Genomic DNA, 12,493 nt, shown 5'->3' with positions numbered 1-12,493 from the left:
ACATGCCTTTAGTCTGTCGTTGCTGCATCTTCTCCATAGCCCAATTGTCCAGTACGGCTACACTTGAGGCTCTTTATTTGGCTACTGGGTCATCCAAATGACCGAACGGTGAGTCCGATCGCACTTTCAACTCTAAATCCGGAATTTGCAGAACCGTGACGCGATGTCCTCGCGATTGCAATTCTCGTCCCAATGCCGCTTGAGGATTGAGATGTCCGGGATAGGGTGGGCAGATAATACCAAAGTGAGTCATTTGTTTTGGCTAAAAAGAATTGTAAAAAAGTGATTTAGGAAGATGGAAATTGCTCGATGTGAGCCTCTGCTTGCAGCGTGAGCTTGCCTGCTGATACATCGAGTTGCTGAATTTGCAGGAGCATTCCCTTGCGCCCGAAGTCTTGCAAGCTCAAGAATTCATGCATTCGCGCAAGTAACGCACTTGTAAATTCAGGTGAAGGTTCTTGCCCTTCCACGTAGCGCACTTGTTGAAGCAGCAAGGCTTCCCCTTCAGGTGCTATTTCAGGAGTTGCAATTAAAACAAAATGCTGAGGAACTTCTGCATTGTTCCTAATAGGTTCCGTGCGGAATGTAATGGTGTTGTCGCACAGTAAACACCTGATTCTTGCATCTTGTTGATCGGCATATCCACGCGATCGCAACGTTTCACGGAAAGAGTCTGTATTGAGTGCAGTGGTAAAACTTGCCTCATTAATGACAAGACGAAATGTTCCCTCCGATGGATGAATGAGCCTAATTTTGCCACGCACAGCGCTTAAGAGTTTGACCGTAATCCGGCTAATTTGGAGCTGAAGTATTTCTGCCTCCAGGTTGGGTTGCAATAATACCCCATAAATTGCGATCGCAAGGGAATCGAGTTGACCACGCCTTAGCTTATTCAGGTCAGTCTTGATGCGAACTTCCAAACCATCTGCTTTCTGTAGTTGGCTTGTGATCGCCATTTCTACAACTTTGTTAACTGTCTGTTCTGTGAACCCTGTTTTTTCCTGCATCACGCCTCTTCTTCTCGCATTTGATTGCAGGACAAGGTCTTGCCACCTACATTTTTTTCAATCACCATTGGTTGTAGAACAGTAACAGATTAAAACGTATAATTGAAAATTATCAACTCTATACTTCCTTCTCAAGTTAACAAGCAATCGCTTGCTTAAATTCTCTACAGTTTCATGGTTCAATCTGAAATTTCACTGAATTTTAGAGTTCAGTCTGCGGATTTTAAACAAATAGGAAAAGCTCAAGTGTATTAACATCGAATTTCTAAAATGAAGATTCTCATCAATCAGATGAGCTTTCATAGTTTAAATACTGAGATTTTTATTGCTTTATTTCAGACTTATTCTAGTTGTAGAATAAATCTAGGCTCTCTATCTAGAGTTAAACTATAGGCAGCTCTAAAGGGGGAGCGATAATTAACTAATCAGGTATTTAGCAATACACAATTTCTTAAAATAAGAAACACAAACAGTTACTACAAAAAGACTTTTTTTGCTCTTAACAAGCCATGATGGACTTTCAGCAGATATTTGGGGCGTCGCCTGAAACAGAAGCCAGTGCGCCGGGACGGGTGAATTTATTAGGAGAACACACCGACTACAACGATGGGTTTGTCCTGCCAACGGCTATTCCTCAACGCACTACGGTGCAACTGGGTTTAAGTAAGGATGGACAACACCAGTTTTACTCGGCAGAATTTGACGAACAGGTAAGTATTTCCGGTGAGGATACGGCACCAGAGGGGTTTGCTAGCTATATCTTTGGGTGTATCCGGCTTTTAGAAGAGAGTATTGGACACTCCTTACAACCTGTTAATTTGCACGTTACTTCAAAAGTACCGATTGGCTCAGGCTTATCTAGTAGTGCGGCTTTGGAAGTGGCGACTCTTAAGGGGTTGCGATCGCTTTTTGGACTTGCTCTCGATGATGTCCAAGTCGCCCAACTCGGACAACAGGCAGAAATTCAGTATGCAGGTTTAAATTGCGGCATCATGGATCAGATGGCATCAAGCTTAGCTGGTACTGATTCGATGCTATTTCTGGATACTCGCACCCTTGAGCGTCGAGTGTTAGCTTTCCCCGCAGATGCAGAAATCCTAGTAATTGATAGTGGTGTTCATCACTCTCTAGCAGCAGGTAGCGGATATAACCAGCGTCGTGCTGAGTGTGAGGAAGCGGCACGGTTGTTGGGAGTAAAAGCGCTTAGAGATATCACCGATCCGCAAGCTGTAGAATCCTTACCCGAACCACTGCGGAAGCGATCGCGTCATGTCGTCACCGAGGACAATCGAGTGCTTGAGGCTGTAGAGGGAGTATCAGCTAAACGCTTTGGTGAACTGATGAATGCGTCTCACGCCAGTCAGCGTGATGATTACGAAGTTTCTGTGCCTGAAGTAGATACATTGGTGGCGATATTGCAGGAAACTCCTGGAGTATTCGGCGCACGTCTGACAGGTGGTGGTTTTGGAGGCGCTTGTGTGGCTTTGGTTGAGGTTGGGAAGGTTGAGGAGATTAGCCGAGAGGTGTTGGAACGATATATGCGATCGGGTTACGCCGGACGTATTCTGGTTCCGGAGGTATAGTTAGCCCCATCTGTATGCGTCCGTCCACTCTAGCGAAGTGATAGGTTGCGTTCTCTGGATAGAGTAATTGAACTCTAAACGTCAATGTTTTCTACAGGACGCTTAACTGATTCCTCTGTCCGGATTTTCCTAAATCTATCTTGAACTCTTTGCAAATCTTCCTCAGTTTTAATTGAGTCGAAATCTTCGAGTAACTCTTCAGTATACAAAATATAATTTGGATAAAAGGCTACTTTCTCCTGAATGTTATATAACTTCTGAATACTGAGCAGTGCGGTTGATATCAAACCAAGCCACGCTGAAGCACTTACACCTAGAGGATATGCCCAAGGATTTTGCGAGTCTTTGAATGTAGGGCTAGTACCAGTAATAGCAATTAAGGCAGTTAGCAATATAGCAGCTCCTATGATGGCATTATTTGCGTACTGATTCCGTTTGAATCGTGCTTTATATGCCAAGTGGCACTCTTCTATTTTGCTTCTCAACTTTTCAGGTTTGAGGATTCCATCAGTTCCGGACAAAGTTTTACCCTCTACTCTAATTAAGCATCATCATGAGTTATATGGTTGAACCTAACGTTTGATATTCAGGGCCTCTCGGTACGTCTTCGTTAAATTATGGTTGCCAGCAATAGTACCAGTTTGCTTAGTAAACGTGATGGGCACTCCTACATGCTGATAATGCTTTCCGGCTTGCCCACCAGTAACTCCTTCAAGAAATGCTCTAAAAGATCTGAAACGAACTTTTTGTTGAGGTTTCATACCATCGAATGTTTCATCATCAACAACTTGGGTCGTGGAAAAAGGAACTGATTGAATCATATCCTCACTATTGATTATCCGAAAACTCTGTATCTTGTTAAAGTATTCTGCAAAGGTTTCATCGCCCACTCTTGGACTTGCAAACGTGTAGAGTTGAATCAATGGTTGAACATTATTCAGTTCAGCAACCTTATGAAGGTGAAGCGTTGCAAGGGTCGCTAATCCAGCTCCTAAACTATGCCCAGTCACAAATATTTCGGAGTTACTATCTATCCGTTGTTCCTTAAATAATTTTGCAATTGTCTCTTTGATAGTTGGATTTTTGGATTCTCTACCTTTTTTCGAGGAATAGATCAAGTTAAAGCCATTTCTAACCCCTCCCAGATTTCTAAAACCTTCTTCTTCCAAGAAAGGCTTAGGTACTGGTCTAAAGTTGTTAAACCATTCCGCCGCCTCACGAGTTCCTCTAAAAACTACAAAAAATTTGTTTGGTTGAGTTTGCGATTGAGCAATGAACCCAAAAAGCTGCTCATCAACTACCAAATCTTGAAGATTTTGGAATATATCTCTAATGTCTGTTTTGAGAAACTCCCATAAATTCTTGAGGTTAAGTGCCTCTCCCCACCACCATTGAGGAAACCAGAAACTTTTGATACGCTTATATTCTTCTACTCGCTCTGTTCTGTTCCAAAATGGGTCAAGCCGACTATAGACATTAGGTGCTTCGACCTCTTCAATTTGTTCAATTTGATTAACACGCAAATCAACAAATTCTTTAGAAGCAGTAATGATAGCTGGCGGCAGATCCTTTTCTGTCTTAGCTGATTTGTCCCATACCTCATAGTCACTGTAGGCAACTGCAATGAGGTTAGCCAATTCCATTGCACATTCAAGGTTGAATTTTGAGTCGGCAGGAATTTGAACTTTATCAATCTGGTACATCTAAAATCCTAGATAACGAATACCTTGTCAAACTCCCTTGGAAGCATCGTACAACTAGTTACTCGACCCAGGTTAGCCTGACACACTTGTTATCAAGGTTATTCTTCTCTCAACAGACTAAATCCGGAGATTTTAGCATTTCCACACTATCTATTGGCTTGGAGGGCTATCGGACAGTCACAACGGTAGAATCCTTCGTGAGCAAACCAAGAATGGGACACAGCTAGAGGCTAGAGAATAACGCAGGGAGTATTCGGTGACCGGCTGAATGGAATCTCAAAGTAATCACTCTCCTCTCTCCTCATCCGTCATTGCCTCTAGTGCATTCCAATCAGTACGAGAGGTATTGCTCGAATCCTTGACACTCATATGCAGCAAGAAATTTAACTACTGTGAGCAACTTCACTAAGCGCTTCATGAATCACTTCATCACTCACACCATGACGTTTTAAACTGGCAATCAACGCAGAAACAGTATGATTTTCTAACCGCTCAAGATCTGCTCGGAGTCCCTGACCGATGTATGCACGAATCAACGGTTGATAACCCGAAAAGCCTAGTAGTGGAGCTAATCGCTTTAAATCTTCTACCACATCTTCGGGGATGCGAATAGTGACAACAGTCATAGGACGATTTTTATCCAATCGCTTTTTCAGAGTTTCAGCTTTCATAGTATTCACGTTCCTTGCGCGTCGCTTTCCGAGCCGAAATAATCCGAATTACATCATCATCGTCAAACTCGATGTGAACCACGTATAAAAGATTCCATTGTCTATCCATACCGATAATCGCATCTCGTGCTTCGTCATTACGGCTTGCATCGACTACCGTTAGAAACGGATCGAAGAAGGCTTCCGCTGCTTACTGGAATGTCACACCATCATGCTTACCAGGATTTTTTCGAGCTTTTTCCTCCTTCCAAACAAAGGTAATGCCGTTAAGCACGCAATATACGTCCATGGCTAAAGTGTAGGTATTCGTATTTACAATGTCAATACGTTACGGGCAGGTCTACGTGTAAGGCTAAAGCGATCCGGTTACGCCGGACGTATTTTGGTTCGAGAGGTAAGTCCTTGATTGTCTTGATGCTATGTCGTCACTGATAGCCAATCTTGGGAAATCGAGTTGCAGTGGCTAGCGCATGGAGTTGACAAGCAAATTCTTGAACCTTGATATGCAAGAAGAATTAGTGGGTCAATTAAATAAAATTGAATGCTAATCTTTAACTATAGCATTTTTGGTTCTTATGATTATCATCTGTAATATTTATTTGCATTTTTTAACAAAACACGGCAATATGAAGTTGAAGAGGGCAAACAAGAGAGATACGCACCTCAAACTGATTAACTGCTCAACACTAAAGGGTTTTTGGCGAAATCATGACTTATACCATCGAGTCGGCTCAAGGCATTTTCCCTAGTACTCAAATTGCCAATGCGGTTCCAGCAACCACGCAAGCATTCAATAAACTCAGCGTTGAGGATCAACTAGCATTACTCTGGTTTGCCTACACCGAAATGGGTATTTCTATTACTTCCGCCGCCACAGGAGCCGCCAGCATGGTTCTAGCGGAAGGCTTACTAGACGAAATCAAGCAAATGCCTGCACAGGCTCAATCGCAAGCCATGTATGATTTGGCTAGCAATGCTGACACTCCTATCAGTCGTACCTATTCCTCCTTCCGTGTCAACACCAAGCTAGGTTTCTGGTATGAGTTAGGGCAGTTGATGAAACAGGGCATAGTCGCTCCCATCCCCCCTGGTTATCAAATGAGTTCTGATGCTGTTGGCGTGCTAGAAACTATCAAGAAACTCGATCCCGGTCAGCAAATCACAGTCTTGCGTAATACCGTAGTTAACATGGGATACGACCCAGCTCTCAGCGAGGATTACGCACAACGCGAAGCCCCCCGCAGCACACCGAAGGCACTAGCTGAACGTGTTCAGGCCAAGATTGAGGGCATCAACAATTACACGGTATTGAACTACATTGACTACATGAATGCATTTGACTTCACACCGGCTGTGGGTCTATTTGCTGAAGAAGGTGCCCTGCAACCTCCATTCCAGAAGCCAATAGTCGGCAAGGCAGCAATTCTCACCTATATGCGTGAAGAATGTGTGGGACTTAAGCTGATGCCAGAGCGGGGCGTAGCCGAGAGCATAGAAAATGGCTACACGCAGATTAAAGTCACAGGTAAAGTAGAAACTCCTTGGTTCGGTAACGACGTAGGTATGAACATTGCGTGGCGGTTCTTACTAGATCCCCAAGGCAAGATTTTCTTTGTAGCGATAGACTTGCTAGCCTCTCCCAAAGAGCTACTAAACCTGATGCGGAAGTAGAATACAAAGTCTGACAAAATCCATACAGAAGGGCAGGTGTAGACCTGCCTTTCTGGTTAACAGGGCTTAAGGGATTACCAAAAAATAAATTATCCAATCTTGTGGCACAGGCGTCTCGCCTGCCAGATCAGGGCGGGCAAGATGCCCACCCCATTCAAAAGAACCAGAGCGTGAGCTATATTTAGCAGCACCAGTTTCAATCTATAAACCCTTCCTACGCCTAGAACTGATCCAAATTGTTATTCGAGAGTAGCCAAACAGGACATCGTACTGGGATTTCACTCGCCTTTTATGCGAAAATTTACAGACTATGCAGTTGTTTGAGCTAAGTTAACCTCTTGTGTCGTAGGGTCAATCAAGAGCTGAAGACTGATCGGATGAGCCTTCAGGTGAACAGTTCAACTCTTCAACAATCAATGGTTGAAACGTAATATTTCCAGGTTCAATCGGCACTCTTCTCCACCAGGCTGGTAACAGGAGGAGCCAAAACTTACCCAGAGATACAGAACGCCGCTCATGAACAAAAACTAAGGGCAACAGAGCAACCAGTCGGAGGACGGCTGAGAGGGCAAACAGCCCTGACAAGCCACCAAGATCAGCGAGAGTTGCGAGAAAGCCACCTACAGTAATTCCGATCGCGCCAGTCACTCCACCAACTGCTGCTGCGATCGCAAAATAACTGGACTGATTCCGCAACGGTGCAACCTCCATCTGAAGATTGTTAGTACATAGGTCAATCGCTGCCCACGTTCCACCACCCAGGATGTGCAACAAGGGAAACCACACCCACAAGAAAATTGGATCAGTTCCACCTTCTAGCCAGAGTAGAGGTGTCAGCGCTACCAAAATTCCCACAATCAACAGGAGTGGGCGATTGCCTATCCGGTCAGCCAGTTTCCCCCAAAAAACCAGCATCAGCATATTAGCCGCCGCTCCCAAACTGCCATAGATCGTTACCACACTGACATCAATAGCCAGGTTATCCAGCAAGTAGAGGTTGAAGAAGGGAGCGCAGCTATTAACGGCAAAGCTCCATACGCCAAAGTAAAGCAAAAACTTCAAAAAATTGGCATCTTTAAGGAAGCCAAAAGCTGTCCGAGAGGGCGACTGTTCGGCGGTATCTGACCCATTAATATGTATATGCATAAGCTTTGGGTTCACATCAGTCATAAAGAACTGACAAACCAGACTGGTGACACCAAACACAACCCCTAGCGCCAAGACTGCACCGTAACCTTGGAGTCTTCCACCGGGCCAGTTTGATACCATCAGCGCCAGCAGTGGCACACCGATGAGATTCGTCAAGCTGACCGCACTATTGCGAAAGCCAAAATACCGACCCCGCAACCGCTGAGGTACTAATGCAGCCATCCAGCTTAACCAGGAAGCACGACCGAAAGCTTCCAAGAACTGTGTGACGCAGATTATCGCCAATGTCCACTGCACCAGCCGATGCTCAGCAATATGAAATGAACCGGCTAACCAAATTGCTAGTACGAGAATCAGCCACAGCAACCGCGACGGCCCGAAAATGCACAGAGAATATCGATAGCGGCTTGTAGTTTGGTCTGCTATGTACGCTCCCACAGGTTGAAGCAGATTCACCAGTAGAGGAATCGAAGCAAGCACACCAATTTCCACAGACCCGGCACCTAGCTCTAGCAAGAAATTACTGAGCAACGCACCACCGCTGATACTGTAAAAAAGCGTACCGAAGGCACCCTCAAAAGTTAGTGCCTTGAGAGTTGAGCGAGTTTCCGGCTTAGAAAGTCTTAGAGGCGGGTTTGTTAGAAGTACCGTTTCTGGTAAGACTATATCCTCTTGAATTTCCTGAAGGGGAAGAGGTGTCGTTTCGACTAAGCTGTAATCTTCTTCTTTTTCGAGCATCCTGGGTAGCCAATATTTACTTCCCGCAAGAAGAATACCTATTTCCGATCTCACTCAAAAGCGATCGCGCAACAGAACCCAGCGCTAAGCGCAATCGCTTACGCTGCAAAGATGAAGGTCAATTCGTACAAACTTGCTCGCATCCTGTACTCAGTTCTCAAAAGCGATCGCCTTTCGCTCAAACTATATCGGCACTTCTATACTATCTTCTGGCTTCGAGGGCCATCGGACAGTTAGAACGGTAGAGTCTTCCTCAGCAGACCAAGAATGAGATACCCCTGGCAACCAGAGGGCATAATCGCCTTCACGAGACAGGAGAAACTCTTGCTCCGGGAATTGCAGACGGAATCGCCCTTGGATCAGGATAGAAAGTGTAGTCGCTTCGGCATTTACTGCCCACTCTGGTCTACCGTCTCCTGCTTTATGAACACCCCATTTCACTTCTAGAAGGGAAGTCGAACGAGGGTCATCGCTTGGGGTTACGAAGTGACCCAGAAACCAACCCCAGCGACTTTCACTTTCAACCTGAGCGTTTCCAAAAACAACTTGAGACGGCATTAATAATTCCTTTGGTAGTGACCTGTTAACTTAACTTGGCTATCTCGTGTTCCTGGAGTAGTGGAACCGTTTATCCATGACGCTTCTGATGCCACTGCCATGCATGAGTCAAGATATCGTTGATGTTTGGGTATTGAGGATTCCAACCGAGAACGCTTTTGGCTTTGTCGCTACTGCCGACTAAGACAGGTGGGTCACCGGGTCGGCGATCGCGTTCCACGATTTTGATGTCTTTCCCTGTTACTTCTTTAGCACTTTCTATCACTTCTCTAACAGAAAATCCACTACCATTCCCTAAATTAAATACATTACTTTTTTCCCCTTTAAGTAGGTACTCTAGACCCAAAACATGGGCTTGTGCCAAGTCATTGACATGGATATAATCCCGAAGACAAGTGCCGTCTCTGGTCGGATAATCCGTGCCAAAAATTGAGACGGACTCTCGCTTGCCTAAAGCAGCGAACAGCACCAGTGGGATGAGGTGAGTTTCCGGTTCGTGGTCTTCACCTAGCAATCCAGTTGGATCAGCCCCAGCAGCGTTGAAGTAGCGGAAACAGACCGATTTTAAATCGTAGGCTTGATCAAAATCAGATAAAATCCGCTCTACCATCCACTTACTGGTTGCATAGGGACTGATCGGGTCTTGAGGATGGTCTTCTACAAGGGGAACAGTCTTGGGTATCCCATAGAGAGCGCAAGTCGAAGAAAATACAAATTTGTTGATGGAGGCTGCCACCATTGCTTCTAAAAGCGTCAGGGTACCTGTAACGTTGTTGCGATAGTATTTGGCTGGGTCAGTAACCGATTCACCCACAGCAATAAAGGCAGCAAAATGCATCACTGCTGCAATGTCGTGCGTTGTAAATAGTTGATCGAGCAGAGCGCGATCGCTTGTATCCCCAACAATCAACTCGACCTGCAAGACCTCTTCCACAATTTCTCGATGCCCATAGGACAGGTTATCCAGAATAATTACGTCGTAACCTGCATTTTTGAGAGCGAGTACAGCATGGGAGCCAATATATCCTGCTCCGCCTGTCACTAGAATGGTTGACTTATCTTCAGACACGCCTAACTTCTCCTAATCGAAAATCTATATTTAGGGTGGGTATTAACCACCCTAATACCAATAGAGTTTAAAGCTTCAAACAGCGTAAGTCCTAAACTCGTTGCCGCTCATCGAAGTACCGTGACATAGCATTATCAAGGCTGGGAAGTAGCACACCACGCTCACTACCAAGAACGCTGTACGTTGGGCGGGGAGCAGTAAGACCAAGTTCTCGTGTGGGACGGGCTTCGACAAGAGATGCATCGACACCCGCTGTAGAAGCAGCCAGCCGCGCCAACTCAGCCCAAGCGATCGCACCCTTATTAGCTAGATGCCACAAGCCGTACTCGCCGTCAATCAACAGATCAAGCGTCGTATGCACTAAATCCGGGACATAGGTAGGCGAGACAACTGAATCCTCTGCTGCCACGAACGTTTGCCCTGCCGCTAACTGGCGTAAGGCGATCGTAACAAAGTTATAGTCATCCCACGGCCCAAAGAAGGCACTGGTGCGAATCACAAGCGCTGAGGGATGAGCCTGTAAGACCCGAACTTCTGCTTCGGCTTTGCTACGCCCATACACATTGAGGGGTGCAACGGCATCAGTCTCTATATAAGGGGTTGCAAAAGTTCCATCGAATACAAGATCTGATGAGAAAGTAAGTAGGGGTATTCCCTGCCTTGCACAGCTAGCCGCAAGGATTGCAGGTCCCTCAGCGTTCGCACGTAAGCAAGCATCCACTTCGCGCTCTGCATCATCTACGCGAACATATCCGGCTGCGTTCACAACTGCCCAGGGATTCAATTCAGTAAGAGCTGCATCGACAGAGGTAGGGTCAGTAATGTCCATTTCCTGGCGTGTCAGGAGTTGGTACGGGATGCCTCGGATGTCACACAGGCGAGCAAACGCTTTGCCAAGCGTCCCTCTCGCTCCAATAATTGCCAGTAGACGCTGTGATTTTGGAGTTTTAATTTCTGTCTTGCCAAAATCTAAAATCTGCTCTTTTCCTAAATCGCTTGGGCGACAACTTACAGACGGGTAGAGCAGTCGCTCAGGTCGGCGCCACCATCCGAGTGTGTCAAGTAGCGGATGATTGGGTTCGCGTCCCGTTGCTAAATCGCTGATCATCCGTGCGATCGCTGTTGGTCGGGGTTGTGGGGAACGCAGATCGAACACCCCTGGTTCATAGAAACCATCAGCCCGAGTTACCAGACTATTCCAGTCGTAAGCACCGAGGAGAGACCAAGCCGTGATGGCACGTACATCCACGCCCTCGTTCCGCAAAGAAACCGCCCCGTCCCAAATTTCCTTCAACCAGCGCAGTTGCTCTTCACGAGTACAGCCGAGGTGTACCTCAGTCACAGCCAGGGGCAGCCCATAGCGTTCCCATGTTTCTTTTAGCAGTGCCCGTGGCCCAGCTGTACCTTCAGCACAGACACGCACGGCTTCTACGTCGGCGTAGTTGTGTTTCCCGTTACCTCCATGCGACCCAGTTGGATAGCGTTCTGTGCGCTCATCTAGGAAGCGCTCACTCGTCAGGTAGTGATTAATTCCAAGCACATCGGGTGGACAGGGATTGGCAAGAAACCACTCTAGTTCGGCTTCATTAACACCTAAGTCGCATAGATGAGTCCAGATTAGGCTAGAACGATTCAGCCGACCACACAGCAGATCGAAACTCAACCAGCGACGTTCATTCTCAAACTCTGCCTGATACGCGAGTAGCGGTGTACTGTGGGTTTTGCCCAAGTCCTCAGTCTGTACCAGTTGTGCGGCAGGGTTTACCTCACGAATTGCCCGCATCGAGAGTACGGTGGCGCGGCACTCCGTAAGTAAGGCACGGGCGAAGGTTAGTCCATCCTGTCCGTGAGGATACCAGTGACCATACATTCCACTAAATCGCGCTGTAGTCAATGGCTCGTTTACGGGTGTATAATACTCTACCCACGGATAGCGTTCTGCAACCGCACGGGCGAATTCGGCAAGTTTCTCAGGAAAGGCTGGATCGATGAGGCTGGTATGGCGAGGACCGCTGCCGTGGTGAACTAGTCCAACAATTGGACGGATACCGAGTTCGCGCAAACGCCCCAGTCGCTCATCCGCCCACGACCAGTCAGCGGTTTCTAATCCGTTGGGTGCAGTCCGCTCCCACAGTACTGGGTAGCGAATGGCACGTACCCCAATTTCTGCAAATAAGTCGAGGTCTTCTAGGCGCGTTGCGTGACCGTTTCGCTCCAGTTGGTCGAAATATTGGTCACCGACGCGGTTAACTGTGCATTCTATTCCAGCCCACACTTCTGGGGGGGAGATAGTGATTGGCTCTATGTTCATTAGATTAAATTAGTGTTCTCGTACAGGTTGCAT

General features: G+C 46.4%; 11 protein-coding genes and 2 pseudogenes. 3 read left to right on the top strand and 10 right to left on the bottom strand.

The genetic code is table 11. From position 1 onward, the window contains the following. Nucleotides 1–73: 73 nt before the first annotated feature. Nucleotides 74–253 (bottom strand): hypothetical protein, encoded by a 180-nt coding sequence (locus H6F98_RS18860; RefSeq protein WP_199348668.1) that lies wholly within the window; start codon nt 251–253, stop codon nt 74–76. Nucleotides 254–287: 34 nt separating this feature from the next. Further along, the gene (locus H6F98_RS18855) at nt 288–1,007 is read right to left on the bottom strand and encodes a DUF2993 domain-containing protein (RefSeq protein WP_192220229.1); all 720 of its coding nucleotides are present in this window, start codon (nt 1,005–1,007) and stop codon (nt 288–290) included. Between the two features lie 509 nt (nt 1,008–1,516). On the opposite strand from H6F98_RS18855, the gene galK reads away from it, so the two are divergent. Further along, on the top strand, nt 1,517–2,590 hold the full coding sequence (galK, locus tag H6F98_RS18850) for a galactokinase (RefSeq protein ID WP_396812500.1): 1,074 nt from the start codon (nt 1,517–1,519) through the stop codon (nt 2,588–2,590). 74 nt (nt 2,591–2,664) lie between these two features. Here galK and H6F98_RS18845 read toward each other — a convergent pair whose 3' ends face one another. The 4 genes and pseudogenes from H6F98_RS18845 to H6F98_RS33610 form a co-directional block, all read right to left on the bottom strand. Beyond that, complete coding sequence (locus H6F98_RS18845; protein ID WP_192220228.1) at nt 2,665–3,111, bottom strand: hypothetical protein; 447 nt, start codon at nt 3,109–3,111, stop codon at nt 2,665–2,667. A gap of 51 nt (nt 3,112–3,162) precedes the next feature. Next, on the bottom strand, nt 3,163–4,293 hold the full coding sequence (locus tag H6F98_RS18840) for a lipase family protein (protein ID WP_192220227.1): 1,131 nt from the start codon (nt 4,291–4,293) through the stop codon (nt 3,163–3,165). 383 nt (nt 4,294–4,676) lie between these two features. Continuing rightward, a complete protein-coding gene (locus H6F98_RS18835) occupies nt 4,677–4,964 on the bottom strand; it encodes a hypothetical protein (protein ID WP_192220226.1) in 288 nt (95 codons plus the stop codon). Next, nucleotides 4,954–5,142 (bottom strand): annotated as a pseudogene (locus tag H6F98_RS33610) (BrnT family toxin); the annotation flags it as partial. The pseudogene H6F98_RS33610 and the gene H6F98_RS18835, both read right to left, overlap by 11 nt. 530 nt (nt 5,143–5,672) lie before the next feature. Between H6F98_RS33610 and H6F98_RS18825 the strand changes: the two are divergent. Both H6F98_RS18825 and H6F98_RS34630 read left to right on the top strand, forming a co-directional pair. Next, entirely contained in the window at nt 5,673–6,635 is a 963-nt protein-coding gene (locus H6F98_RS18825) for an orange carotenoid protein N-terminal domain-containing protein (protein WP_192220225.1), read from the top strand. Nucleotides 6,636–6,890: 255 nt separating this feature from the next. Then, nucleotides 6,891–6,959: pseudogene (locus H6F98_RS34630) on the top strand (element excision factor XisI family protein); the annotation flags it as partial. A gap of 27 nt (nt 6,960–6,986) precedes the next feature. On the opposite strand, the gene H6F98_RS18815 reads toward H6F98_RS34630, so the two are convergent. The 4 genes from H6F98_RS18815 to H6F98_RS18800 all read right to left on the bottom strand — a co-directional run bounded on the left by H6F98_RS18815 (nt 6,987) and on the right by H6F98_RS18800 (nt 12,460). Then, the gene (locus H6F98_RS18815) at nt 6,987–8,522 is read right to left on the bottom strand and encodes an MFS transporter (RefSeq protein ID WP_192220224.1); all 1,536 of its coding nucleotides are present in this window, start codon (nt 8,520–8,522) and stop codon (nt 6,987–6,989) included. A gap of 183 nt (nt 8,523–8,705) precedes the next feature. Next, nucleotides 8,706–9,080 carry a signal peptidase I gene (locus H6F98_RS18810; protein ID WP_192220223.1) on the bottom strand — a complete coding sequence of 125 codons (375 nt, stop codon included), beginning with the start codon at nt 9,078–9,080 and terminating at the stop codon, nt 8,706–8,708. 70 nt (nt 9,081–9,150) lie between these two features. Next, nucleotides 9,151–10,149 (bottom strand): UDP-glucose 4-epimerase GalE, encoded by a 999-nt coding sequence (galE, locus tag H6F98_RS18805; RefSeq protein WP_192220222.1) that lies wholly within the window; start codon nt 10,147–10,149, stop codon nt 9,151–9,153. Nucleotides 10,150–10,240: 91 nt separating this feature from the next. Next, nucleotides 10,241–12,460, bottom strand: a complete 2,220-nt coding sequence (locus H6F98_RS18800) for a family 1 glycosylhydrolase (RefSeq protein WP_192220221.1) — start codon at nt 12,458–12,460, stop codon at nt 10,241–10,243. Nucleotides 12,461–12,493 lie beyond the last annotated feature (33 nt).

The organism is Microcoleus sp. FACHB-SPT15, from assembly GCF_014849525.1.
In the GTDB taxonomy this organism is placed as follows: Bacteria; Cyanobacteriota; Cyanobacteriia; order Cyanobacteriales; family Coleofasciculaceae; genus Symplocastrum; species Symplocastrum torsivum.
This window is presented reverse-complemented; position numbering and strand designations above follow the sequence as displayed.